Here is a 25,631-nt window from a genome sequence, read left to right as displayed (position 1 = left end):
AGCGATTATGCGACGCCTGGCGCCGTATCATCCCCTTTATTATCGCGCTTCACTTCCGTCACTTCATCTCCCTTCTCGTTACGCAGATGAACTTCCAGCTGGTTGAAGGCAATATCGATATTGTTTTCACGGCACAGGCGATCGATAGAACGGTTAAGCTCATCCACCGCGTAGCTGCGATCGCGCAGTTCACGTACGTAGAGGCGCAGTTCATGATCCAGCGTGCTGGCGCCGAAGGTGGTAAAGAAGACCGACGGCGCTGGTTCCTGCATCACTTTCGGATGTTCATGCGCCGCCTGCAGCAGCACCTCTTTCACTTTATCGAGATCGGATCCGTAGGCTACGCCCAGGCGGATCACCACGCGGGTGATGGTATCGGAGAGCGACCAGTTGATCAGCCGTTCAGTCACGAAGGCCTTGTTTGGAATAATCACCTCTTTGCGATCGAAATCGGTAATGGTCGTCGCGCGGATACGGATCTTACTGACGGTGCCTGAGAAGGTACCGATAGTGACCGTATCGCCGATACGCACCGGGCGTTCGAAGAGAATGATCAGGCCGGAGACGAAGTTACCGAAAATCTCCTGTAAGCCGAAACCTAAACCAACCGACAGCGCCGCGGCCAGCCACTGCAGTTTATCCCACGACACGCCTAAGGAGCCGAAGACCGTCATCGCGCCGATGGCGATAATCGCGTAGTTGAGGATCGTCGTGATGGCATAGGAAGCGCCCTGGCGCATATTAAGACGCGACAGCACCAGCACTTCCAGCAGGCCCGGCAAGTTGCGGATCAGCGCCCAGGCGACCATCGAGGCGACAATCGCAAACAGCAGGCTACCCATCGTCACGCTTTTCACCACGCTGGCGCCGGCTTCGGTGCCGTTGTAGTGCCAGAGCGTAATGCTGTCGAGATAGGCGAACACGGTTATCAGATCGGACCAAATCGCCCAGAACAGCACCGCGAACAACGCCACCATCACCAGCATGGTGATGCGCAGCGTTTGTTGGTTAACCTGTTCGAGCGCGATCGTCGGCTCTTCCTGCGGTTCGGCGCCTTCCGCCCCTTCTTTCACCAGATGCTGGCGACGCGCCAGCGCCCGGCGCCAGGCAATACGTCGCGCAGCCACACTCAGGCCGCGGAGAACGGTCTGGTATAGCAGGTTCCACATCATCACCAGATAGACGGTCTCAATCCAGCGGCCAGCCAGACGCAGCGTGGTATAGAAGTAACCGGTCGCCGTGAGGACCATCAGCGCGACAGGCACAATCGACAGCACGGTCACCGTCAGCAGGCGCAGGCTGTGCGACTCTTTGTCACGCCAGCTTTCGCGGCACATCGGCCACACCAGCACCGCAATGAGCAGCAGGTTGACGAAGATAACAAACTGCCCCAGCACGTCGTCCATCAAATTAAGCGGAGAGAGCTCAGAAACAACCGACCAGAAATTCAGCGGCAGCAACGCCAGGCTGACGCGGACGATCTGCCGCCGCCAGTGGCTGGTGAGCTGCGCGGGCATATTGAAATGCTTCACCGCCACGCCGTCTTTTTCCAGCACCTTCCAGCACAGGCCGAACACCAGCCAGAACATCGCTAGTTTTTTACTGTAGGCCCATAGCAAGTTGCTGACATTCAGCTGCATCGTCAGCAGGATAAGCCCGGCGGCGAGGATGAGCAGCACCACCGGCAGCGCTCTGATTAAATCTATCAGGATCGCTTTTGGTGTGTTTAGCTGAGTATCATTGCGTAACTGGCCTACCTGGGAGGCCAGCTTAGCCTGGTAATCACGCAGCCACTGCAAGCGCCAGCGGATCAGCCCGGCAATCAATAGCAGCGGCAGCCCGGCGAGGAACGCGATAAATACCGCCGGCCAGGCTTTCTCCCAGTTGACGGTGATTTTCATCGATTTGAACTGGGCTTTCAGCGCTTCCGGGAAGGATTTGATCCACTCCCAATCCATCGGCTTATTGCTGTTCACCCAGAAAATCTGCTGGGTCAGGATCGATTTCAGATTGCTGGAGACGCTCATCAACTGCTGCTGGTTAATCTGCAGGTTGATGGCCATCATCAGCTGGTTCCCCAGCTGTTTGTTAAACTGGTCGAGCAATTCTCGGCGCATGTCCACGACTTCCAACAGGGCGTCGTGTACTTCCGGCGTGACTTCGCTGCTATGGCCCTCTTCCAGCTTTGCCACAAAGGCATCGCTCTGGAATAACGCATCGCGCTGCTGGTTAACTTCAAACTGCTCCAGGCGCAGATCGGCAATGCGGTTGGTCATATCCTGCAGCTCATCCGCTGATGGCAATGTTTGCTGCTGCTGATAGAGGATACGCGACAGCAGCAGGCTGCCTTTCAATACCGAAATCTGCTCTTTGATATCGCGTTCGGATTGCAGCGCGCGGTCGAGCCAGTTTTTCACTCTGATATTGCGCTGCACCAGTTGGTTGCCGTTTTCCGTCGCCTGAATCAGCTTTTCGCTAAGCTGATGGTTAACTTCAAGCTCCTGCTTGACCAACGGGTTATTTTGGATCCGCGAGGTCTCCTCCGGCGAGACCGCTTCCTGAGCGGTTTTCTCGGTGAGGGTCAGCCGCTTGCTGTTCACCGCTTCCTGCAACAGTTGCAGCTGATGTTCCAGCCGGTTGCTGTGGGCGGTCACGTAATCGCGCTGTTTCTGCAGCGTATCCTGCAGCACAGTATTACCTTCCAGGCTCTTACGCTGCTGTTCGATCTCCGCATTCAGCAAGGCCTGCTGCGCCAGCAGCAACCCCTGCTGCGTCGGGCGCAGCGTCTCTTCACCCGGCGCGGTGCCGTTGAGACGGTTACGAATTTGCTGTAGCTGCTGGGAGGCGGAGTACATCGCGTTCTGCACGCGCTCCGGCTGCGTCTGCAGCGAGACCAATTGGCTGTTGTAGGCCGCCAGATCGTTCTGCGCGCTTTGCAGATCGTCGAGCGCCTGAGACACCCTGGATTCAAGCTGTCGCAACGATAACGTGCTCAGGGTTTTACGGGTGACCTCATCATCAGGAACATCGCTCAGCGCATTCAGGCTGTCTACCGCCTGACGCATTTTCGCCGGCGCCTGTTCAACCTGCTGACGCAGTTGCACAGTTTCAGACTTTATACGCTCAATCTTATCGAGCGTTTCTAAAGTCTGCGTCAGGTCCTGCTGAACTAATTTTTCCTGCGGCGTGAGTTCTTTTTGCTTATTTAGCGTAGTGAGCTGGCTTTGAATGTCAGAACGGTCAGGTAAATCTGCAGCCTGAACCTGGCTGAAGCTCAGAGTGCCAACTATAAGGACCAGTGCAAAGACAATGGTGGAAATAGCATGAGGCCAACGATTTGTATGCTGCATAGTATTAACATGAATGGTTGCAAATGCCGGAGAATACCGGGGGTCGTCGCAGCGCGCAGAATAGCACTTCTCCCTGCGCGCGAATAGCGGCAGAGATAAGTAAAATTTACCTTTATTTACGCCTGCGGATTCAGGCCATGACCTCAGACGAACTTCGTAGCGACGGGCAGGTCTGATACATCTCAATGAGGGCATCGACATAAGCACGGGCTTCCGCATGAAGGTTAAAACTCTCTGGCGCAAAGAGCCAGTTTTCCATTAATCCGGAAAGATAACTGCGCATCAGAATTGCCGCACGGCGAGTGAGTAAATTCGCAGGTAATTGTTGAGCAGTGATACAATCTTTTAATGTTTGCTCAATACGATCGTAGCTTTCAAGCCATAAACTGCGCTGTGCTTGTTGGACAACGGCCATTTCTCCGACAAATTCGCATTTATGGAAGATGATTTCCATCATCAGGCGTCTACGTTCCTCTACTACCGTCGCTTCGAGGATATAGACGAGTATTTCGCGAACAACGGACAGTGGATCGTTAGGGAATTTTGCCCGATACTCAACTTCGAGATCGCTAATGCTGGCGTCAGAGAGACTCCATATTTCATTAAACAGATCGGATTTGTTTTTGAAATGCCAGTATATAGCGCCCCTGGTCACTCCAGCAGCTTTTGCAATCGCGGCCAACGAGGTAGATGATACCCCTTGCTGCGAAAACAATCGCAGGGCGACGTCAAGAATCAGTTGCCGGGTTTCAAGTGCCTGTTGTTTGGTTTTTCGTGCCATAGGTTGATGACTTTACAGAGGTTGCGTTTACATACATTTGTGAATGTATGTACCATAGCATGACCATAATAGAAAGACTGTAGTGGGTTTGTGGACGTTTGAGCCACTAAAAAATTTGAAATTGGACACTCGAGGTTTACATATGAACAAAAACAGAGGGTTAACGCCTCTGGCGGTCGTTCTGATGCTCTCAGGCAGCTTAGCGCTAACAGGATGTGACGATAAACCGGCTCAACAAGGAGCCCAGCAAATGCCGGAAGTCGGTATTGTCACGCTCAAATCCGCACCTCTACAAATCACCACTGAACTTCCTGGTCGTACCAATGCTTATCGTGTCGCAGAAGTCCGTCCTCAGGTAAGTGGCATTATTCTGAAACGTAACTTCACTGAAGGCAGCGATATTCAGGCGGGGGTGTCTCTTTATCAGATCGATCCGGCAACCTATCAGGCAAGCTATGAAAGCGCTAAAGGCGACTTAGCGAAAGCCCAGGCCGCCGCAAACATCGCTCAGTTGACGGTCAAACGTTATCAGAAACTGGTTGGCACCAAATACATCAGCCAACAAGAATATGACTCAGCCGTTGCCGACGCTCAGCAAAGTAACGCCGCCGTCGTCGCCGCCAAGGCCGCTGTTGAAACCGCGCGTATCAACCTGGCTTATACCAAAGTGACGTCGCCAATCAGTGGACGCATCGGTAAATCCGCGGTCACCGAAGGCGCGCTGGTGCAAAACGGGCAATCTACCGCGCTGGCTACCGTTCAGCAGTTGGATCCTATCTATGTTGACGTTACCCAATCGAGCAACGATTTCCTGCGTCTGAAACAGGAACTGGCGAACGGTAAACTGAAGCAAGAAAACGGTAAGGCGAAAGTCGAACTGGTCACCAATGACGGTCTGAAATATCCGCAAGAGGGTACGCTGGAATTCTCCGACGTCACCGTTGACCAGACCACCGGTTCTATCACGCTGCGCGCTATCTTCCCGAACCCGGACCACACTCTGCTGCCAGGGATGTTTGTTCGCGCACGTCTGGAAGAAGGTATTAACCCGGATGCGCTGCTGGTTCCGCAACAGGGCGTTACCCGTACCCCGCGCGGCGATGCCAGCGTGATGGTGGTCGGCGAAGGCGACAAAGTTGAAGTGCGCCAGGTCACCGCGACTCAGGCTATCGGCGACAAGTGGTTAGTGACCGAAGGTCTGAAATCAGGCGATCGCGTGATCGTCGCTGGCCTGCAAAAAGTCAAACCAGGCGTACAGGTAAAAGCGCAGGAAGTAGCTTCAGACAACCAACAGCAAACCGCCGGCAACGCGAACGCTCAGTCTGAACAAACCAAGTCTTAACTTAAACAGGAGCCGTTAAGACATGCCTAATTTCTTTATCGATCGCCCCATATTTGCATGGGTGATCGCCATAATCATCATGTTGGCAGGGGGGCTTTCGATTATGAAACTCCCCGTGGCGCAATATCCAACGATTGCGCCGCCAGCAGTGACGATCTCGGCCACCTATCCGGGGGCTGATGCGAAAACGGTGCAGGACACCGTGACACAGGTTATCGAACAGAACATGAACGGTATCGATAACCTGATGTACATGTCCTCGAACAGTGACTCCACCGGTACGGTGCAGATCACCCTGACCTTCCAGTCCGGTACCGACGCAGATATCGCCCAGGTACAGGTGCAGAATAAGCTGCAGCTGGCGATGCCGCTACTGCCGCAGGAAGTACAACAACAGGGCGTGAGCGTGGAGAAATCCTCCAGTAGCTTCCTGATGGTTGTCGGGGTTATCAACACTAACGGCACCATGACGCAGGAGGATATTTCCGACTACGTGGGCGCCAATATGAAGGATGCCATCAGCCGTACCTCCGGCGTCGGCGACGTTCAGCTGTTCGGTTCCCAGTACGCGATGCGTATCTGGATGGACCCGACGAAGCTAAACAACTTCCAGTTAACTCCGGTAGATGTCATCAACGCCATTAAAGCGCAGAACGCCCAGGTCGCGGCAGGTCAGTTAGGCGGTACGCCGCCGGTGAAAGGCCAGCAGTTGAACGCCTCGATCATCGCCCAAACGCGTCTGACTTCCGCTGATGAATTCAGCAAGATTCTGCTGAAAGTCAATCAGGATGGTTCACAGGTTCGTCTGCGCGACGTGGCGAAAGTTGAACTCGGCGGCGAAAACTACGACATCATCGCGAAGTTCAACGGCCAACCGGCTTCTGGTCTGGGGATTAAACTGGCCACCGGCGCTAACGCCCTGGATACCGCCAACGCCATCCGCGCAGAGCTGGCGAAGATGGAACCGTACTTCCCGTCAGGCCTGAAAATCGTCTACCCGTACGATACTACCCCGTTCGTGAAAATCTCTATTCATGAAGTGGTAAAAACGCTGGTGGAAGCGATCATCCTGGTGTTCCTGGTCATGTATCTGTTCCTGCAGAACTTCCGCGCCACGCTGATCCCGACCATTGCAGTACCGGTGGTATTGCTTGGGACATTCGCCATCCTGGCGGTGTTTGGCTTCTCGATAAACACCCTGACGATGTTCGGGATGGTGCTGGCCATCGGCTTGCTGGTGGATGACGCCATCGTGGTAGTAGAAAACGTCGAGCGCGTAATGGCGGAGGAAGGATTGCCGCCGAAAGAAGCGACCCGTAAGTCGATGGGTCAGATTCAGGGCGCGTTGGTCGGTATTGCGATGGTACTGTCGGCGGTATTTATCCCGATGGCCTTCTTCGGCGGTTCAACCGGCGCGATTTATCGCCAGTTCTCGATCACTATCGTTTCCGCGATGGCGCTGTCGGTACTGGTAGCGCTGATTCTGACGCCAGCGCTGTGCGCTACCATGCTGAAACCGATTCAGAAAGGCGGCCATGGCGAGCACAAAGGCTTCTTTGGCTGGTTTAACCGCATGTTCGATAAGAGCACGCACCACTACACCGACAGCGTAGGCAACATTCTGCGTAGTACCGGTCGTTACCTGGTGCTGTATCTGATTATCGTCGTCGGTATGGCTTACCTGTTCGTTCGTCTGCCAAGCTCCTTCCTGCCGGACGAAGACCAGGGCGTGTTCCTGAGTATGGCGCAGCTTCCGGCGGGCGCTAGTCAGGAACGTACGCAGAAAGTCCTCGACGAGATGACTGACTACTACCTGACCAAAGAGAAGAACAACGTTGAATCGGTGTTCGCGGTTAACGGTTTTGGTTTTGCTGGTCGCGGTCAGAACACTGGTATCGCCTTCGTGTCGTTAAAAGACTGGAGCGAACGCCCGGGTTCAGAAAACAAAGTTGAAGCGATTACCGGCCGCGCGATGGCCCGTTTCTCGCAGATTAAAGATGCGATGGTCTTCGCGTTTAACCTGCCGGCGATCGTCGAACTGGGTACCGCTACCGGCTTTGACTTCCAGCTCATCGATCAGGGTGGTTTAGGGCATGAGAAATTAACTCAGGCGCGTAACCAGCTGTTTGGTATGGTTGCTCAGCATCCCGATCTGCTGGTTGGCGTGCGTCCTAACGGCCTGGAAGATACGCCGCAGTTCAAGATCGATATCGATCAGGAAAAAGCGCAGGCGCTGGGCGTTTCAATTAGCGACATCAACACCACCCTCGGCGCGGCATGGGGCGGCAGCTACGTCAACGACTTCATCGACCGCGGTCGCGTGAAGAAAGTGTACGTCATGTCTGAAGCGAAATACCGTATGCTGCCAGAGGATATCGGCAACTGGTATGTACGCGGCAGCGATGGCCAAATGGTGCCGTTCTCCGCCTTCTCCACTTCCCATTGGGAATATGGTTCACCGCGTCTGGAACGTTACAACGGTCTGCCGTCGATGGAAATCCTCGGTCAGGCAGCGCCGGGCCGCAGTACGGGTGAAGCGATGGCGATGATGGAACAGCTGGCAAGCAAACTGCCTTCAGGCGTCGGTTACGACTGGACCGGTATGTCCTATCAGGAACGCCTGTCAGGCAACCAGGCTCCGGCGCTGTATGCTATCTCGCTTATCGTCGTCTTCCTGTGTCTGGCGGCGTTGTACGAGAGCTGGTCGATTCCGTTCTCCGTCATGCTGGTGGTACCGTTGGGTGTTGTTGGCGCGCTGTTAGCGGCAACCTTCCGCGGGCTGACTAACGACGTTTACTTCCAGGTCGGCCTGCTGACGACCATCGGCCTGTCGGCGAAGAACGCGATACTTATCGTTGAATTCGCCAAAGACCTGATGGAAAAAGAAGGCAAAGGCCTGATTGAAGCGACGCTGGAAGCAGTACGTATGCGTCTGCGCCCAATCCTGATGACCTCTCTGGCGTTTATCCTCGGGGTCATGCCGCTGGTTATCAGCTCTGGCGCAGGTTCCGGCGCACAGAACGCCGTAGGTACCGGCGTAATGGGCGGGATGGTGACCGCGACGGTTCTGGCTATCTTCTTCGTGCCGGTGTTCTTCGTGGTGGTTCGTCGCCGCTTCACTAAGAAAACTGAAGATATTGAGCATAACCATCCGGTTGAGCATCATTAATCTTGCTTAAGCTAAGGGCCGCATTTGCGGCCCTTTTTCTTTAGGGGTATTTAAACGCACACATTGTTATTGTTTATTTTACGTTCTGACATATAATATACATTGATGAACGTTGTTCTATTTTTATTAAGATTTCGATTACCGGTTTTGTCATCAGGTCTCATTCAGAATATTCTTAATTACCAACAATCTCCCGACAACCTTCTCGCTGCAGGCAGGCGTCAATCAGATAAACTTATGATATATAAGGCTGACCTTCCAGTTTCGCCAAACATAAAAGGAATCAGTATAATAGGTCCTGTTTTTTTAAGATAAATTAACCGTATTTATTGTAATTTTTCGTAATAGCACGGTGAAATGTTTTTGAGACTGGATTATAGTTAAATCACAGGATTACAATGTTTGAGCCTGGTCTTCATCCCACAACGGTGTTTGTTAGTCGTCGTTTAAACCACTTACAAGGGGATGTGTTATGGACGAGTACTCGCCAAAAAGACATGATATCGCGCAGCTAAGATTTCTCTGCGAAACGTTGTATCATGACTGCCTTGCAAACCTGGAAGAAAGCAACCGCGGCTGGGTTAACGATCCCACCTCGGCGGTGAATCTTCAATTAAATGAATTGATCGAGCACATAGCAACTTACGCGCTTAATTATAAAATTAAGTACGCTGAGGATAATAAGCTGATTTCTCAGCTTGACGAATACCTGGATGACACTTTTATGCTGTTCAGTAGCTATGGCATAAACACAAGCGATCTCCAAAAATGGCGCAAATCCGGCAATCGGTTATTCCGATGCTTTGTGAACGCCAGCCGGGAGAACCCGGCAAGTCTTTCTTGTTAGAATTATTACATTCAAAAGGTGAAATGATGTCTGGTAAACCATTAACTAAAACAGACTATTTGATGCGTTTACGCCGCTGTCAGACAATTGATACGCTGGAGCGCGTAATTGAAAAGAATAAATATGAACTTTCCGACAATGAATTGGCGGTATTTTACTCAGCAGCCGACCATCGTCTTGCTGAATTGACCATGAATAAGCTATACGACAAAATCCCAACTTCAGTATGGAAATTTATCCGCTAGTTCATTTTCTGTCATTAATACAACAGCACCTCAACAGGGATTACTCGGGATATTAAACGCCTGAGTCCCGTATTGCTGCATATGAAACCGGTTTCGCTTTATACTGTTTTTTCTTTAAACAGGAGAAGACCATGAGCGAAGAAAAAAGGAAAATGATCGCCGGCGAACCTTACCTTGCTGGAGACGCCACGCTAAAAGCAGACCGCCTGCATGCCCGGCAGGTGCTGCACCGCTACAACCACTCAGCACCGGATGAGCGCGAATCGCGCGCCGCTCTGCTGGCTGAACTATTTGGTAAGCCCACTGACGCGTATATCGAACCCACTTTCCGCTGCGATTACGGCTATAACATCAGCCTCGGCGCCAATTTTTACGCGAACTTTGACTGCGTGATGCTCGATGTTTGCCCGATCCGAATTGGCGATAACTGTATGCTGGCGCCGGGCGTTCATATCTATACCGCGACCCATCCGCTGGACCCAACGGAACGCAACAGCGGTATCGAGTATGGTAAACCGGTAACGATCGGCCACAACGTATGGATTGGCGGCCGGGCGGTCATCAACCCTGGAGTGACCATTGGCGACAATGCGGTTATTGCCTCCGGCGCAGTGGTGGTGAAAGACGTGCCGGCCAATGCGGTAGTTGGCGGTAATCCAGCCCAAATCATCAAGCTGCTATTAACCGAAAAATAGTAACTGTTATGCTTTTCTGTAACTGATCTGTTACTTTAACCCCGGTCTCCGGCAACATAAAATAACTGTCAGACTGAGCCGTAGAGCCTGAAATGCCGGGCTCTACGAAGAATTCGGGGACTAAAATGACAGAAATACAGCGCCTGCTAACCAATACCATCGAGGAACTGAACGAAAAAGAAAAGCGCGATAATCGCCCGCGTTTTAGTATCAGTTTTATTCGCAACCATCCATGGCTATTTGTCGCTATGTACGCCGCCTTTTTGGCCACTCTCATCGTCATGCTGCGCTCTGAGACGCTGGTGGATTCCGTGTGGCTGCTGATCGTTCTGTTTGTTCTGCTGAACGGCTTTTTCTTCTTTGACGTCTACCCGCGCTACCGTTATGAAGATATCGATGTGCTCGATTTTCGCGTCTGTTATAACGGTGAATGGTATAACACCCGTTTCGTCCCTGAACAGCTGATTGACGGCATTCTGCAATCGCCACAGGTCGCCCATGAGCAGAAAGCTCAACTGCAGAAAATGATCGCGACCAAAGGTGAACTCTCCTTCTACGATGTTTTCACCCTGACCCGCGTTGCTGCCTGATTAGCCTGTTCAACGTCCGCAGCGCCGGTACGAAATGCGCCGCGGACGTATTGCCATACCCCAGAACCAGACCGCTACGCGCCTTATGCGGGTTAAGATAAAAGCGGCTAAGCGCCGCTGGCGCCATTTGATACTGACGCGCCTGCTCGACAATTTGCACATCGTCAATGTCATCGACGGCAACCGTTAAATGCAAGCCGCCCTCCCCCCCCCAAATCTCATTCGCCAGCGTGAATTCGCTTGCCACAGCCTCGCGTAACTGCTGCTGACGCCGACGATATAATCGGCGCATTGAGGCCAGATGGCGAGCATAATGGCCCTCTTCGATGAACAGCGCCAGCGCACGCTGTTCCAGACGATGGCCGCCGCGCAACAGCGCGCCGATCGCGCCCTGAGCCGCCTCGGCCAGCGCCGACGGCATCACCGCGAAGCCTATTCTTAATGAAGGAAATAGCGTTTTGCTGAAGGTACCAAGGTAAACCACCGGTGCCTGCGCCACCATGCCGAGCATCGCCTGAATCGGCTCGCCGCTGTAGCGAAACTCGCTATCATAGTCATCTTCCACAATCCACGCGTCATGCTGGCGGGCATATTCCAGCAATGCCAGACGACGTCCGGCGCTCATCACCGCCCCGCTCGGATATTGGTGCGAAGGCGAGGTAAAGATAAGCCGCGGCGCTACCTCGTTAACGCTATCAGGACACATGCCATCACCGTCAACAGGTATCCCCTTCAGCTGTAACCCGGCTTTAATAAACACGCTTTTCGCGCCGAAATAACCGGGCTCTTCAACCCAGGCAGTATCCCCCGCGACGCTCAGCAGATGCGTGCAAAGGTTAACGCCCTCCAGCGCGCCTTCAGTGATCACAATTTGCCGCGCCGTGCAGCGTATGCCCCGGGATAAAGTCAGATGACGGGCTATCGCCTCGCGCAGCGCCGGTTCACCGGCCGCCTCCCCGTATCCAAGGATCGTGCTGCCATCCTCGCGCAGTACCCGATCGAGCAAACGACGCCAGATAGCCAGCGGGAAGTAGTTCACCGCGGGCATTCCGGTAGTCAACAACAGCGCCGGGGAGTCCCGTCGACCCGGCAGCGGTAGCGTGCGCAAGCGCTCAGGCAAAACAAACGTTGGTGGCGCCGGCTCGCTTTCCGCCAGCGTATTGAGCGCTGCCACATACGTCCCCTGACGACTGCGGATCAGATATCCCTCTATCGCCAGCTGTTCCAGCGCGTTGTTTACGGTATTGCGCGATACGCCAGCACGCTGCGCAATAACGCGCGCGCCCGGCAACCGGCTATGGCTGAGTAACTCGCCCTGTAAAATGGCCTCGCGCAGCGCCTGATAGAGCGCGCGCTGTAGCGTCGCGTCTCCCCGTTGCTGTATCCCGCGCGTCAGTAGGGCAAAAAAAGCATCGTCCGGAATATTCATCATGGCTCCTAGTGGCACCCTAAAAATATACCTTTATGGCCCTTTTTATGGAACCAGCAGACGTTTAATCTCAGGACTCTTCCCGCAAACAGGACTTGACCGATGACGCAATACAACCAATTCAACCAACTCGTTGGCGACGCTCTACCTGACTGGCAGCCACGCCCCTGGCCGCAGCGCCAGACCTTGCAAGGACAGTTATGCCGCCTGGAACCGCTTGACGTCAAACACGCGCAAGCGCTGTTCAACGCCTATCGACAGGCGCCTGATACCCGCGCCTGGACCTGGCTTTTGCGTGAACCGGAAAACAGCGTTACCGAATTCAGCGCCTGGATTGCCAGCATCAGCGAGCTGAACGATCCGCTTCACTTCGCGGTAATTGATGAATGCAGTGGGCAGCCGGTCGGCTCGTTAGCGCTGATGCGTATTGACGGCAAAAACGGCGTCGTTGAAGTCGGCCATGTTCACTTTTCGCCGCTACTAAGCCGCAAAGCGATGGCCACCGAGGCACAGTGGCTGCTGATGCGTTATGTCTTTGAGTCGCTCGGCTACCGCCGCTATGAATGGAAATGCAATAGCCTGAATGAACCGTCGCGGCGCGCGGCGCTGCGCTTAGGTTTTCAGTTCGAAGGGCGCTTTCGACAAGCGCTGGTGATAAAAGGCCACAATCGCGATACCGACTGGTTTTCCATTATCGATAGCGAGTGGCCACAGATAGATAGCGCAATGCGCCAGTGGCTGGCCGCCGGTAATTTCGATGCCAACGGCCAGCAATACCGCACGCTGGAAAGCTTTCGCAAACCAACGAATTAACGCCGTTTTTTACGTCCCTGCACCGCCTTAAAGCGCGGGTTACTTTTGCAGATAACATACAGCCGCCCTTTGCGTTTCACTATCTGGCAATCCGGGTGGCGCTGTTTAGCGCTACGCAATGAGTTCAGTACCTGCATGTTTAGCTCCTTTTCGCATCAATAAAACCACCGAAGCGCTGGCGGAAACGAGCGGCGCTGCCTTCGGTAGCATGTGTTTTCTGCTTACCGGTGTAATACGGATGGGATTTAGACGAAACATCTAAGGTGACATACGGATAGGTTACGCCATCCAGTTCAATCTCACGCTCGGTTTTAATAGTGGATCCCACTTTGAAGTACTCGTTCACGCTCGTATCGTGAAAAACGACGGTACGGTAGTGCGGATGAATATTAGCTTTCATGGCAAACCTCAATTTGTACGTTATAACATAACAATTAAAGTACACCGTTGACCGCCAAAGATCAACCACAGGAAATTCACGGTTTCAGCGGGAACCACGCGGTGGCTCAGAGGGCGATCATTTGCCCCCTTCTCCCGAATCGCAATATTCGCGACCCGGGTCTTTTCTTCGCTTTCGCGTATACTCAGAGCAATTCCCCGTAAAATAAGGACATACCCATGACGACTCGCCATTTAATGAGTCTGGTTACAGGGGTGCTTATTCTCGCCATCGTGCTACCCATCGCCTTAAGTATCTGGCTGGCAATGCGCCAGGCGCAGGCGCAGTTTTATAGCGAGCTCGACCACTACTCAAAACGCATTGTCATGCGCGTAGAACAAGTCGCCGCTCAGGCCAAAGAAGCATTACAAGAAGCCGATGCGCACAGCGCCAGTGCCTGTTCACCAGAACATTTGCTGAATATGCGCCGTATTGCCTACACCCATCGCTATGTGCAGGAAGTACTCTGGTTGCGTAATTCGGTGCCGATGTGCTCATCGCTTGAGGATCACCAGGTCTCGGTGACGTTTCCGCAGCCCGACCACGTCACCGCCGACGGTTACAGCACCTGGCTTACCTCAATCAACGACCTCGGCCTGCAACATCGCATGACCGCCTTTGGCAACAAAAATCATATTGTGATGATCGACCCGGTGTCGTTTATTGATGTCATCGCCACCGGTCAGGAAAAGATCCACACGATATTATTCGGCACCGAGCACGATCAGGTGGTGATCAGTAGCCAGCCGATCGATCCCGCAGTTTGGACGCGAATTAAAAACCTCCATAGCGAGACGCTAACGCTGAATGACACCGTCTATCGCGTGCATATCATCCCTGAACTGGGTCTTGGCGTCGCCAGTTGGTCGTCCACGCAGCCACTGGATGCGCGCCTTCGCCAGCAGCTGCTGCTATGGCTGCCGATAGGGCTCTTTACCAGCCTGTTGACCTCTTTTTTACTTCTACGCCTGCTGCGCAGATTACGCTCGCCGCGTTATGGCATGCTGGATGCGCTACAGTCAGATGCCATTCAGGTTTACTATCAGCCGATCGTCTCGCTGGAGGATGGCAAAATCGCCGGCGCCGAAGCGCTGGCCCGCTGGCAGCAGCCGGATGGCACTTTTTTATCGCCGGATATTTTTATCCCGCTGGCCGAGCAAACCGGGCTGATCACCCGGTTGACCGAGGATATCGTGCGTAAAATCTTTGCCGACCTCGGCCCCTGGCTGCGCCATCATCCGCAGATGCACATCTCTATTAATCTGTCGGTGGATGACCTGCGCTCGCCTACGTTGCCAACACAACTCAAGGAACAACTGGCTCGCTGGGGAATCAATGCGGAACAGATCTCCCTTGAGCTTACCGAACGCGGCTTTGTTGATCCACAAACCACTCTGCCGGTGATTATTGGCTATCGCCAGGCGGGACACCGGATCTCGATCGATGATTTCGGCACCGGCTATTCCAGCCTCAGTTACCTGCAAACGCTGGATGTCGATACGCTGAAGATCGATAAGTCTTTTGTCGATACCCTGGAATATAAGCCGCTGACGCCGCATATCATTGAGATGGCGAAGTCGCTGAATCTGGCGATTGTCGCCGAAGGGGTGGAAACGCCCGCTCAGCGCGACTGGCTGCGCGCGCATGGCGTCAATTACGCGCAAGGCTGGCTGTACTGTAAGGCGCTACCGAAAGAGGAATTTATTCAGTGGGCGGAACATAATATTAAAACGCATTAATACCATGTGCGGCGCGCTGGCAACCAGTCGCGCCGCCGGATTTACTCGTCAAGAATCGGCGCAAACCCGCCGAAGATCATGCGCTTGCCGTCAAATGGCAAGCTATCGCTAAGCGCTTTGATCCGCGGGTCGCTCATCATTTTCGCATTGGCCGCATCCCTGATCTCCTTAGACGGGTACTCGATCCAACTGAAAACCACTTCCTCATCCGCCTGCGCTTTAACCGACATGCGGAAATCCGTCAGCTTTCCTTCCGGGACATCATCCGACCAACACTCCACGACGCGCGTGGCACCAAACTCTTTAAACAGCGGCGCCGATTTTGCTGCCAGTTCGCGGTATGCCTCCTTATTTTCCGCAGGGACGGCAACGACAAAACCATCAACATACTTCATGAGTGAGTCTCCGAAGTGAACAGCGCCGGCGGCATATCCGTCGGCGTCTGAGTGATAAGTTTAGTCGCTGCTATCGCGAACGGCGATTTCAGGACGCCAGCCCCCGGCTTTTCGCCGCCGTACTGACTGCTCGCGGTTGACGGAACCAGGGTAAAAACAGCTGGATCAGCGGGCCGATAGCAAAGGCGTAAACCACGGTGCCAACCCCGACTTTGCCGCCCAGCAGCCAGCCAATCAGCAGTACCGAGACTTCGATAGCGGTACGGATACCACGCAAAGACCAGCCGGTTCGCGCATGCAATCCGGTCATCAAGCCATCACGCGGCCCGGGACCAAAACCGGCGCCGATATACATCCCGGTTGCTATCGCATTCATCACCACCGCGCCGGCGAGTAGCAGACTACGCGCGGGCAGCGATTCCAGCGGCGGAAGTACCGCGAGCGTGGCATCGGCCGCAAGGCCAAGCACGATGACATTGCTAATGGTGCCGAGACCCGGCATCTGACGCAGCGGGATCCACAGCAGCAGCACCGCGGCGCCGGTCGCAATAATCACCGTACCGAAACTGATATTAAGCTGTTTCGCCACCCCCAGATGAAACACATCCCACGGATCGGCCCCGAGGTTGGCATGGACGAATAACGCCGTCGACACGCCATAGAGAACCAGACCAATATAAAGTTGTAGCAAACGACGGACCATAAACACCTCAGTATGTATTGCGAACACCCCCATCATCAGCGAAAATGGATTGGTAATTAATGGCCAGTTTTTTAAAAGTGGATCGCTATGTCAGTACGTCGTTTTGGAACACAATCGCTGGTACGCCTGCTCGGCAACTGGCAATCCCCTTCCTCGCGCGCGCCGCTGTGGCGGCAGCTGGCAGAAGCGCTGCGTCTGTTGATCCTTGATGGACGGCTGGCGCTGGAGACCCGTCTGCCCGGCGAGCGGGAACTGGCGACGGCGCTAAATGTTAGCCGCACCACTATCGCCAGCGCGCTGGGGTTATTGCGAGAAGAAGGCTATCTGCAAAGTCGCCAGGGAAGTGGTTCACGCATTGCGCTACCTGCCGGCCCTCTGCACCCCGGAGAGCAGACGCTTTCGGCACCATCGGTCAATCTCGCCACCGCCGCCCTCAGCGCCGGACCGGAGATTCATCAAGCCTACAGCCACGCGCTGACGCTGATGCCGCAGTATTTGTCCTATACCGGCTACGATCAGCAGGGGTTAGTCGATTTGCGCGCAATCATTGCCCGCCGCTATAGCGAACGCGGCCTGCCGACACAGGCGGATGAAGTGATGATTGTGAATGGCGCGCTGAGCGGATTTGCCCTGGTACTGCGTCTGTTAACCGGGCCAGGCGATCGGGTGGTAGTTGACGCGCCCTCTTACCCGATGGCGATTAACGCTATTCGCGGCGCCTCCTGCCGACCGATAGGCGTCTCTTTACCGGAAAAGGGCTGGGACTGCGACGGCCTGGCGGCGACCATTGCCCAAACTTCGCCGCGGCTGGCCTTTATGATGCCGGATTTTCATAATCCCACCGGTCGCTGCATGGATAGCGAAACCCGGCAGCGCGTCGCCGATCTGGCCGCCAGCACGCGAACGACGCTGGTCGCTGACGAAACGATGGTCGATTTATGGTACAACGCCCCACCGCCGCCGCCGCTGGCGGCTTTCAACCCTGAAGCACCGATAATCACTATTGGTTCAGCGGGTAAAACGTTCTGGGGAGGACTGCGAATTGGCTGGATCCGCGCCCCGGCACGGACGATTGCCTCGCTCATCCAGGCGCGGGATACACTCGATCTCGGTTCGCCGCTGCTGGAACAGCTGGCTTGTTGTTGGCTACTTGAGAACGAACAAACACTGTTGCCGCAACGGCGGGCAATGCTGGCCGCGCGTCGTGATATGTGCGCTGCGTTGATGGCGGAATATTTTCCCCACTGGCGCTTTTGCGTCCCCGAGGGCGGGCTATCGTTTTGGGTGGAGCTGCCGGAGATGTTGGCAACGCAGTTTTCGGTGCGCGCTGAGAATGCCGGCATTCATATCGGTACCGGTACACGATTCGGTCTGGAAGGTGCCTTCGACCGTTATTTACGTTTGCCTTTCACGCTGCCGGATACGGAATTGCGCAACGCCTTCAGCATTTTACAACCGCTGTGGCAGACCCTTACGCAACAGAAAGAAATGGCGAGAACACGTAAAATAATATAATAAAATATCGACGGGCTGGGATCAGCCCGTCAAAAACCACCATCCATGATGAATATGAGATGTTTTATAAAATTGCAGTACCATCTTGCCCACGCCGCATGTCATTACGATGACAACCGCGTAGTCATTTCATTAATGCTGGCGCGGAATAGGAAAACCTTTTAGCGAAATAATAAAGCCATCGTCATCTTTTTTAATTTTTGCGCCGGTTTCACACCAGTCGGAAGCAATGCGAAAAAACTCATCACTACCGATATTCCAGTTCAGGCGCACGTGCTTAACGTACCCGGAACGCAGCAGGTCACAGGCTTCACTGTAACTGCTGGCTGTAGAGAATTGTTGTTTCATCTTTTCTTCTTCAGAAGTTTCCGTAATGCTTTGATTTCTTTAGGGGTTAACGGCGACGCTTCCTCTTCGGTATGCTGGTTATCAATATCCTCATGCGAAACCCCCGCCTCGTCTGCTGAATCAATGGCCGCAAGCGCCAATTGCAGCAGCTTCTCCGTAGCCGTGCCTAAATTCTCGTTATTCACTTCCGCATAATGACGCAGTTTATCTTTTAACTCTGCGTCAATTTTCACATTCAGAACTACTGTGGTCATGATCACGCTTCCCGTGCAATAAAATCATCATAATTAATACACGAAGTTAACATCTTGATCCAGAGATATTATTTATCCTTAATAATATCTGGTAATTCCATGAAATAATTTGCCCATTATATATGACATGAAAATGACATTAGTATGTCATTATTATTTCATATTTATGACAATACAAAATTAAGGTATAAAAAAGAGTCGTTTTAGTAACGTAAAACAATAAATAAAGTGAAGCTGCCTATAATAGTAGCAGAGAATAAAAGCACAAAAAATGAAGGGATTTTAAATCAGGACCGCCAGAAATGGGTGGGGGCCCTGCCAGCTACATCCCGGCACACACGTCGTCTGCTCTGGCTGCTTCCTTCCGGACCTGACCTGGTAAACAGAGTAGCGTTGCGGGAGAACCAACAGAGCCCCCATTGAGAGCGTTGATAACCAACGCGCTGGCGCATTATCCCTATAGCACTCCTGAATTGCAAGCCACTCGCGTCCAGCTGCTGGTTTATTATGCAAAACGTAGGTTTTCCCGGCAAATAGTGCCTTTGTCCGGCCGAACGTCCCAGCAATGAGAGAGATTGCGAGCCCCATCGCGGCACAGTTTACCGCAACCCGCCATACTTATTCGTCCTGTGTCTTTTCAACGTGTTGTCGCTACGGTAATCGCATGACTCAATCACCACGCTCCACCACTACCTTGCCCATGCCCGCCATTGATGGCGTAACCGTACCCTTTCACGGCATGAATTTTCTACGCCCCGAGCTGCTGCTGGATTTCGTCAGCGTCAGTCCCGCGCCGTTGTTATCGGTGGCCCCCGTTGCCCTGCTCTTTTCCACGGTGGGCGTATTGCAACACGTCGAGCTGCGTAAGCTGCCCGTTGAGGTTAAAGGCCGGGTGGTTTATCCCATTTCATCGCTCAAATACCCGACGCTGCGCGGCAAACTGATTATCAATGCGCAATCGCAGCGGCTGAAGTTTCTTGAAAGCCTGATTGCCAACAGCCCGCATGACAATATTCATGGTATGCAGATCCTCGGGCTGGCGCTGGAATTCACCGTCCTTTGACGGCTGTACAGTATGGGGGCAAGCGCTTATTCTGAGCTTTTCTCGCGTGAAGGAGTGATGATGGAGGACGTCCACGACAGCTTTCCCCAGCGGGTCTGGCAGATAGTCGCCTCAATTCCGGAAGGGTATGTCACCACCTACGGCGATGTCGCTCTGTTGGCGGGCTCGCCGCGCGCGGCGCGTCAGGTGGGCGGCGTGTTAAAGCGCCTACCGGAAGGCTCAACCCTGCCATGGCACCGGGTGGTGAATCGCCACGGCGATATTTCGCTGACCGGCCCTGACCTACAGCGCCAGCGTCAGGCGCTGCTAGCGGAAGGCGTCCAGGTCTCCGGCAGCGGTCATATCGACCTGCAACACTATCGCTGGGTTTATTAAGGGCAAAAAAATGCCCCTGAACAGGGGCATGGAGACGTTTATTGCGCCATCGGCGCCATATCATTAGCCACCGGCACTGGCGCATGCTGCACCGGCACCAGCACCAGATCGGCGCGATTACCGCCCTGGGTTACCACGGTCTGCACGGTATCGGTGATAAACATCAACTGGCCATTTACGGTAATCGCCGAACTCAGCAGGATCCGCGCGTTCGGTTTGATATCCGCCTGGTTATAAGGCAGCACAAAGTTGAACGGCGCCTGCTTACCTTCAGTACGGACCGCTTTTTGCGACAATACACGCGCTGGCGCATCGGCAAGCGACGCATCGGACAACGTCACGGTCAGTACCGCATCCGGCGGTAACGCTACGCGTTGGCGAATATTGATAGTCCCGGAAACATTAGGCTGTTGCTGCGAGGAGCTCAGTGAGGCAATGCCGTAAGGATCGGGTGCCGTCGTCTGATGAGCGGCGTTGCTGTTCGGGTTATTCGCACAGGCGGATAAGGCCGCAGCAACGGCGATAGCACTTAACATATAGGCAAATTTCATTATGTTCTCCTTTTCATCCCTTTAGTCACAGGAGTACGTCCTGCCATCACGATGGCTAAGACATTAGTATCGTGAATAAGTGTGGCACAGATCTCAGAATAATTCCCGGAAAGGGGCATTTATTCAGATTATTACACCCATCGGACCACTTGAGATTCCAGGTTATACTTGCCCACAATACGCGCTGCGTCAGCGCCGCTATCATTAATTGAGGGTAACTATGAGTCAGGCTCTAACCAATCTGCTGGCATTATTAAATCTGGAAAAAATTGAAGAAGGGCTGTTTCGCGGGCAGAGCGAAGACCTCGGCTTACGTCAGGTCTTCGGCGGCCAGGTGGTCGGTCAGGCGCTGTATGCCGCCAAAGAAACCGTGCCTGAGGAACGCCTGATTCACTCCTTTCATAGTTACTTCCTGCGTCCCGGCGATAGCCAAAAACCCATCGTTTACGATGTTGAAGTGCTGCGCGACGGCAATAGCTTCAGCGCTCGCCGGGTGGCGGCTATCCAGCACGGTAAACCCATCTTTTACATGACCGCCTCGTTCCAGGCCCCGGAACCGGGCTACGAACATCAAAAAGCAATGCCGGCAGCCCCGTCACCGGAAGGCCTGCCCTCTGAAACCGATATCGCCCGTAAACTGGCGCATCTGCTGCCGCCGCAGGCGAAAGAGAAGTTCCTCAGCGATAAACCGCTGGAAATTCGCCCGGTGGAGTTCCATAACCCGCTGAAAGGCCACGTTGCCGAACCCACCCGCCAGGTGTGGATCCGCGCCAACGGCGTAGTGCCGGATGATATTCGCGTCCACCAGTCGCTGCTGGGCTACGCGTCTGATTTTAATTTCCTGCCGGTAGCGCTACAGCCGCACGGCGTCGGCTTCCTTGAGCCGGGTATGCAGGTTGCCACCATCGACCACTCAATGTGGTTCCACCGCCCGTTTAACATCAACGAATGGCTGCTATACAGCGTTGAAAGCACTTCCGCCTCCAGCGCCCGTGGTTTTGTTCGCGGCGAATTCTATACCCAGGACGGTATTCTGGTCGCCTCGACGGTGCAGGAAGGCGTCATGCGTAACCGCAATAACTAATTCGCGACGGGCCCGCAATGGGCCCGCTTACCTTTAACGGCCAAGCAATTCGCGCGCACCGGCAATAAAATCACCCAATAGCCCGTTGCGACTCTCCCGCCGCCAGCACAGCGTAAGCGTCGTCACGGCAAAGGTCTCTTCCAGCAGGCAATAGCTGACCTCCGACACCAGCATGGCGCTTTGCGTCTCGGGCACCAACGTCACGCCCATTCCCATCGATACCTGGCCTATCGCCGTGGAGACATCACGCGAGTACTGAATCTTACGGGGCGTAAAACCCGCCTGCCGACAGGCGCTGATGGCTGACCAACCCAGTCCGACGCCGCACGGATCTTGCTGAATAAAAAACGTCTCTTCCGCCAGCGCCGCGAGTGGAATAGCGCGCCGGCTGGCGAGCGGATGATGGCGAGGTACCACCGCCACCAGCGGCCGGGTCGCAATATCCAGCAACTCCAGTTCATCATATTGCGCCCCTGGCGAGCGAATAAACGCCAGGTCGACCGTTTCGCTTAATAGCCCGGTTATCAGGTCGTTAACGTTATGCTCTTCAATCAGCAGATCGGCTTCGGGTTTACGTTGACGATAATTTCCTATTAACACGCTCAACGCCGGGTCGAAAATAGCCGAGCCAACGTAGCCAATTTTCAACTGCCCTTTGCGCCCCTGCCGCAAACTGCGCGCATTCTCGCGAAATTTATCGCAGTGGCCGAGGATCATCCGCGCCTCGGCCAGCAAAAATTGCCCTTCGGCGGTCAGCGCGACGTTGCGTCGATCGCGGGTAAATAGCCGCAATTCCAGCGCGTTCTCAAAACTTTTAATCTGCTGCGTCAGCGCCGGTTGCGTGATATGCAGACGCTGCGCCGCCCGACCAAAGTGCAACTCTTCCGCCAGAACCGTAAATGCCTGTAGCTGTCGATAATCCATCACGCCCTCCCGAAAACACTGATAATAATCTCTTATTAAAATGAGGGGAAATGTGATTGGACTCTTATCGGTATCTGGTGAGAATGAATAGCCATTGCCAGAAACCTGAAGGAAGTACGATGTCTGAACAACAAATGAAAGTAACCGATCTGCGTTCTGCTTTGGCGGTATTAAGCCAGTACGATGATGAACTTATCTACACCGACGAACCCGTTGACCCCATCGCCGAGCTCTCCGGCGTGTACCGCTATGTCGGCGCCCACGGCACCGTTCAGCGCCCGACCCGCGTTGGCCCGGCGATGATCTTTAATAAGGTCAAAGGCTACGATGATGTCAGAGTGCTTATTGGCCTGCTGTGTTCACGCCAGCGCGTCGCCCGCCTGTTTGGCACCACGCCGGAAAACCTGGCGTTTATGCTCAAAGACTCCGTGGCGAATCCTATCGCGCCAATCACCATCCCGCGCGACCAGGCGGCCTGCCAGGAGGTGGTACATCTGGCAAGCGATCCTGATTTCGATATTCTCAAAATTTTGCCTGCGCCGACTAACACCCCGGAAGACGCAGGTCCCTACTTTACCCTCGGCATGTGCTATGCCGCGGATCCGGAAACCGGCGATCATGATGTCACCATCCACCGCCTGTGCGTACAGAGCAAAGACGAAATCTCGATGTATTTCGTACCGGGACGTCATCTCGATACTTTCCGGCAAAAAGCCGAGGCGGCCGGGAAAGCGTTGCCTATCTCGATTAGCATCGGCGTGGATCCGGCGATTGAAATTGGCGCCTGCTTTGAGCCGCCGACCACCCCTCTCGGGTTTGATGAACTCTCCATCGCCGGCGCTCTACGTAATCAGGCCGTCGAGCTCAGCGAATGCGTGAGCGTCAACGCCCGCGCCATCGCCAACGCAGAAATCGTTATTGAAGGTGAACTGCTGCCGGGCGTGCGGGTACGCGAAGATCAGAATACCAACAGCGGGAAAGCGATGCCGGAGTTCCCCGGCTACACCGGTAGCGCTCAGGCGGAAGTGCCGGTGATCAAAGTCAAAGCAATTACCCACCGCCGTCACCCGATTCTGCAAACCTGTATCGGGCCGAGTGATGAACATACCAATCTTGCCGGGATCCCGACCGAAGCCAGCATTCTGCAAATGGTAGAGCGCGCGCTTCCAGGCTTTGTGCAAAACGTCCACTGTCCTTCGCCAGGCACCGGTAAATATCTCGCCGTGCTGCAGGTGAAGAAACGCCCCCCCAGCGATGAGGGCCGTCAGCGTCAGGCCGCGCTACTGGCGTTTTCCGCCTTCTCGGAGCTAAAGCACGTAATGCTGGTCGATGAAGACGTCGACGTTTTCGACATCAACGACGTCATGTGGGCGATGACCACCCGCTATCAGGGCGATGTCAGCACCGTGTTTATTCCCGGCGTACGTTGCCATCCGCTGGATCCATCATCCGACCCGGCCTTCAGCCCATCGATTCGCGATAGCGGTATTGCCTGCAAAACCATTTTCGACTGCACCGTCCCGTGGAATATGAAAGCCCACTTCCAGCGCAGCCAGTTTATGGAAGTGGATGTTGACCGCTTTATTCCTGGCTTCAGTAAGAAATAAATTCCACGCAAAGAAAAAGCCTCCCATGCGGGAGGCTTTGACGCTTATGGAGATTGCACAATATATCAGGCGTTGTAGGCGTTTTCGCCGTGGCTGTTGACGTCCAGCCCTTCGCGCTCCTGCTCTTCCGGAACCCGCAGGCCGACGGTCATCGCCGCCACTTTGAAGCCGATCCAGGCGACGACGGCGGACCAGACCACGGTAATGCCGATACTTTCCAGCTGTACCAGCAGCTGATGCCCCATCGTGACGCCTTCCGCATAGCCGACGCCGCCAAGGGTAGTGGAAGCGAAGATGCCAGTCAGGATACAACCGATGATGCCGCACACGCCATGAACGCCAAACACATCGCATGGGTCATCGACGCGCAGCCAGCGCTTCAGCACCGTGACGCCCCACAGCCCGGCCAGGCCGGCGATGATACCGATAATCAGCGAGCCGCCAACGCCAACATAACCGCACGCCGGAGTAATGCCGACCAGACCGGCAATCGCGCCGGAGCAGGCGCCCAGCAGCGAGGGTTTGCCGCGGGTGGCCCATTCGCCGAAGGTCCAGGCCAGAATCGCGCCAGCGGTCGCCACGACGGTATTTACGAAGGCCAGGGCGGCAATTTCGTTGGCCGCGCTTGCGGAACCGGCGTTAAAGCCGAACCAGCCGACATACAGAATCGCCGTACCGGTGAAGACCATCGGCAGGTTATGCGGTTTAAACGCTTCTTTGCCAAAGCCCACGCGTTTGCCCATCATATACGCGCCCACCAGCCCCGCTACCGCAGCGTTGATGTGTACGACGGTACCGCCGGCGAAGTCCAGCGCACCATGGGTCGCCAGCAGGCCGCCGCCCCACACCATATGCGCAATCGGCACGTAGGAGAGCGTGAGCCAAACCACCACAAAAATCAGTACCGCGGAGAAACGAATACGTTCCGCCAGCGCACCGACGATCAGGCCCACGGTGATACAGGCGAAAGAGCCCTGGAAAGCGACGTGGATATATTGATAGAACGAGCCCATCAACGCTTTCAGTTCAATATTCTTCAGCATCACCCAGTCGAAGCTGCCGAAGAAGCTACCGCCGCTACCGAAGGCAAGCGTATAGCCATAGATAACCCACAGCACGCAAACCAGGCCAAAAGTCACAATGACCTGAGTCAGCATTGAGAGCACGTTTTTACCGCGAATCAGGCCGCCGTAGAACAACGCAATGCCGGGGATTGTCATAAACAGCACCAGCGCGGTGCAAATCATCATAAAGGCGTTGTCGGCTTTATCCGCCACCGCCGGTTCGGCCGCCAGCGCCAGTCCCGGAAGCAGCGCCAGCGCTCCCAGAGCCGTTTTCATCGTCGTTCTCATCATCTCTTCATCCCCATCGCT

The 25,631-nt window shown here is 54.4% G+C and carries 25 protein-coding genes and 1 other RNA gene; 13 read left to right on the top strand and 13 right to left on the bottom strand.

The genetic code is table 11. The features are described 5' to 3' along the window. Positions 1-5: 5 nt before the first annotated feature. Positions 6-3,350: a mechanosensitive channel MscK gene (gene mscK / locus ABLU86_RS01205; RefSeq protein WP_032714000.1), complete on the bottom strand. Its 3,345-nt coding sequence runs from the start codon at positions 3,348-3,350 to the stop codon at positions 6-8. A gap of 130 nt (positions 3,351-3,480) precedes the next feature. After that, a complete protein-coding gene (acrR, locus tag ABLU86_RS01200; protein ID WP_015704611.1) occupies positions 3,481-4,131 on the bottom strand; it encodes a multidrug efflux transporter transcriptional repressor AcrR in 651 nt (216 codons plus the stop codon). A gap of 142 nt (positions 4,132-4,273) precedes the next feature. Here acrR and acrA point away from each other — a divergent pair, with 142 nt between their 5' ends. From acrA to ABLU86_RS01170, 6 genes are all read left to right on the top strand, one after another. Then, complete coding sequence (gene acrA / locus ABLU86_RS01195) at positions 4,274-5,473, top strand: multidrug efflux RND transporter periplasmic adaptor subunit AcrA (protein ID WP_020079451.1); 1,200 nt, start codon at positions 4,274-4,276, stop codon at positions 5,471-5,473. Positions 5,474-5,495: 22 nt separating this feature from the next. Further along, positions 5,496-8,642 (top strand): multidrug efflux RND transporter permease subunit AcrB, encoded by a 3,147-nt coding sequence (acrB, locus tag ABLU86_RS01190; protein ID WP_015367916.1) that lies wholly within the window; start codon positions 5,496-5,498, stop codon positions 8,640-8,642. Positions 8,643-9,114: 472 nt separating this feature from the next. Then, positions 9,115-9,489, top strand: a complete 375-nt coding sequence (tomB, locus tag ABLU86_RS01185) for an Hha toxicity modulator TomB (RefSeq protein WP_015367917.1) — start codon at positions 9,115-9,117, stop codon at positions 9,487-9,489. Between the two features lie 26 nt (positions 9,490-9,515). Next, positions 9,516-9,734, top strand: a complete 219-nt coding sequence (locus tag ABLU86_RS01180; RefSeq protein ID WP_015367918.1) for an HHA domain-containing protein — start codon at positions 9,516-9,518, stop codon at positions 9,732-9,734. A gap of 131 nt (positions 9,735-9,865) precedes the next feature. Beyond that, positions 9,866-10,429, top strand: a complete 564-nt coding sequence (gene maa / locus ABLU86_RS01175; protein ID WP_015704609.1) for a maltose O-acetyltransferase — start codon at positions 9,866-9,868, stop codon at positions 10,427-10,429. Between the two features lie 125 nt (positions 10,430-10,554). Beyond that, positions 10,555-11,019, top strand: a complete 465-nt coding sequence (locus ABLU86_RS01170) for a YlaC family protein (protein ID WP_015367920.1) — start codon at positions 10,555-10,557, stop codon at positions 11,017-11,019. Here ABLU86_RS01170 and ABLU86_RS01165 read toward each other — a convergent pair. Beyond that, positions 10,994-12,448: a PLP-dependent aminotransferase family protein gene (locus ABLU86_RS01165; RefSeq protein ID WP_047739993.1), complete on the bottom strand. Its 1,455-nt coding sequence runs from the start codon at positions 12,446-12,448 to the stop codon at positions 10,994-10,996. The genes ABLU86_RS01170 and ABLU86_RS01165 overlap by 26 nt on opposite strands. Before the next feature lie 102 nt (positions 12,449-12,550). Between ABLU86_RS01165 and ABLU86_RS01160 the strand changes: the two genes are divergently transcribed. Then, positions 12,551-13,261 carry a GNAT family protein gene (locus tag ABLU86_RS01160; RefSeq protein ID WP_045361849.1) on the top strand — a complete coding sequence of 237 codons (711 nt, stop codon included), beginning with the start codon at positions 12,551-12,553 and terminating at the stop codon, positions 13,259-13,261. Here the strand turns inward: ABLU86_RS01160 and ykgO are convergent. Together ykgO and ABLU86_RS01150 are read right to left on the bottom strand one after the other, a co-directional pair. Continuing rightward, positions 13,258-13,398: a type B 50S ribosomal protein L36 gene (ykgO, locus tag ABLU86_RS01155; protein ID WP_003859006.1), complete on the bottom strand. Its 141-nt coding sequence runs from the start codon at positions 13,396-13,398 to the stop codon at positions 13,258-13,260. The genes ABLU86_RS01160 and ykgO overlap by 4 nt on opposite strands. Before the next feature lie 2 nt (positions 13,399-13,400). Next, positions 13,401-13,661, bottom strand: coding sequence for a type B 50S ribosomal protein L31 (locus ABLU86_RS01150; protein WP_015367923.1), 261 nt, complete (start codon positions 13,659-13,661; stop codon positions 13,401-13,403). Positions 13,662-13,879: 218 nt separating this feature from the next. Here ABLU86_RS01150 and ABLU86_RS01145 point away from each other — a divergent pair, with 218 nt between their 5' ends. Then, a complete protein-coding gene (locus tag ABLU86_RS01145) occupies positions 13,880-15,439 on the top strand; it encodes an EAL domain-containing protein (protein ID WP_047042378.1) in 1,560 nt (519 codons plus the stop codon). Positions 15,440-15,480: 41 nt separating this feature from the next. On the opposite strand, the gene ABLU86_RS01140 is transcribed toward ABLU86_RS01145, so the two are convergent. Beyond that, positions 15,481-15,834 (bottom strand): DUF1428 family protein, encoded by a 354-nt coding sequence (locus ABLU86_RS01140; protein WP_015367925.1) that lies wholly within the window; start codon positions 15,832-15,834, stop codon positions 15,481-15,483. Positions 15,835-15,922: 88 nt separating this feature from the next. Beyond that, positions 15,923-16,537: a membrane protein gene (locus tag ABLU86_RS01135; RefSeq protein ID WP_015367926.1), complete on the bottom strand. Its 615-nt coding sequence runs from the start codon at positions 16,535-16,537 to the stop codon at positions 15,923-15,925. Positions 16,538-16,624: 87 nt separating this feature from the next. Here ABLU86_RS01135 and ABLU86_RS01130 point away from each other — a divergent pair, with 87 nt between their 5' ends. Then, positions 16,625-18,052, top strand: coding sequence for a PLP-dependent aminotransferase family protein (locus ABLU86_RS01130; RefSeq protein ID WP_063402121.1), 1,428 nt, complete (start codon positions 16,625-16,627; stop codon positions 18,050-18,052). A gap of 132 nt (positions 18,053-18,184) precedes the next feature. Here the strand turns inward: ABLU86_RS01130 and ABLU86_RS01125 are convergent, their stop codons facing one another. From ABLU86_RS01125 to ffs, 3 genes are all read right to left on the bottom strand, one after another. After that, on the bottom strand, positions 18,185-18,400 hold the full coding sequence (locus ABLU86_RS01125; protein WP_015367928.1) for a hypothetical protein: 216 nt from the start codon (positions 18,398-18,400) through the stop codon (positions 18,185-18,187). Next, complete coding sequence (locus ABLU86_RS01120; RefSeq protein ID WP_015367929.1) at positions 18,397-18,654, bottom strand: hypothetical protein; 258 nt, start codon at positions 18,652-18,654, stop codon at positions 18,397-18,399. The genes ABLU86_RS01125 and ABLU86_RS01120 overlap by 4 nt, the downstream gene beginning before the upstream one ends. A 313-nt stretch (positions 18,655-18,967) precedes the next feature. Then, positions 18,968-19,064: signal recognition particle sRNA small type (gene ffs, locus ABLU86_RS01115), an RNA gene on the bottom strand. A gap of 254 nt (positions 19,065-19,318) precedes the next feature. Here ffs and ABLU86_RS01110 point away from each other — a divergent pair. Together ABLU86_RS01110 and ABLU86_RS01105 are read left to right on the top strand one after the other, a co-directional pair. Beyond that, positions 19,319-19,717 carry a dTDP-glucose pyrophosphorylase gene (locus tag ABLU86_RS01110; RefSeq protein WP_348796042.1) on the top strand — a complete coding sequence of 133 codons (399 nt, stop codon included), beginning with the start codon at positions 19,319-19,321 and terminating at the stop codon, positions 19,715-19,717. 57 nt (positions 19,718-19,774) lie between these two features. Beyond that, positions 19,775-20,092: an MGMT family protein gene (locus tag ABLU86_RS01105; protein WP_289812647.1), complete on the top strand. Its 318-nt coding sequence runs from the start codon at positions 19,775-19,777 to the stop codon at positions 20,090-20,092. Between the two features lie 38 nt (positions 20,093-20,130). Here ABLU86_RS01105 and ABLU86_RS01100 read toward each other — a convergent pair whose 3' ends face one another. Next, complete coding sequence (locus ABLU86_RS01100; protein WP_015367932.1) at positions 20,131-20,643, bottom strand: YbaY family lipoprotein; 513 nt, start codon at positions 20,641-20,643, stop codon at positions 20,131-20,133. Between the two features lie 220 nt (positions 20,644-20,863). Between ABLU86_RS01100 and tesB the strand changes: the two genes are divergently transcribed. After that, positions 20,864-21,727 (top strand): acyl-CoA thioesterase II, encoded by an 864-nt coding sequence (gene tesB / locus ABLU86_RS01095; protein WP_015367933.1) that lies wholly within the window; start codon positions 20,864-20,866, stop codon positions 21,725-21,727. A gap of 33 nt (positions 21,728-21,760) precedes the next feature. Here the strand turns inward: tesB and ABLU86_RS01090 are convergent, their stop codons facing one another. Beyond that, on the bottom strand, positions 21,761-22,651 hold the full coding sequence (locus tag ABLU86_RS01090; RefSeq protein WP_020079460.1) for a LysR substrate-binding domain-containing protein: 891 nt from the start codon (positions 22,649-22,651) through the stop codon (positions 21,761-21,763). A 119-nt stretch (positions 22,652-22,770) separates the two neighbouring features. On the opposite strand from ABLU86_RS01090, the gene ABLU86_RS01085 reads away from it, so the two are divergent. After that, complete coding sequence (locus tag ABLU86_RS01085) at positions 22,771-24,258, top strand: UbiD family decarboxylase (protein WP_063446431.1); 1,488 nt, start codon at positions 22,771-22,773, stop codon at positions 24,256-24,258. A gap of 65 nt (positions 24,259-24,323) precedes the next feature. Here the strand turns inward: ABLU86_RS01085 and amtB are convergent, their stop codons facing one another. Beyond that, positions 24,324-25,613, bottom strand: coding sequence for an ammonium transporter AmtB (gene amtB / locus ABLU86_RS01080; RefSeq protein WP_020079462.1), 1,290 nt, complete (start codon positions 25,611-25,613; stop codon positions 24,324-24,326). Between the last annotated feature and the right edge of the window lie 18 nt (positions 25,614-25,631).

The sequence above is a fragment of the Klebsiella sp. JN_Kp121 genome (assembly GCF_040062145.1).
Taxonomy (GTDB): Bacteria; Pseudomonadota; Gammaproteobacteria; order Enterobacterales; family Enterobacteriaceae; genus Klebsiella; species Klebsiella aerogenes.
The sequence above is the reverse complement of the archived record's forward strand: the minus strand, read 5'-3'. Positions and strand labels throughout refer to the sequence as shown.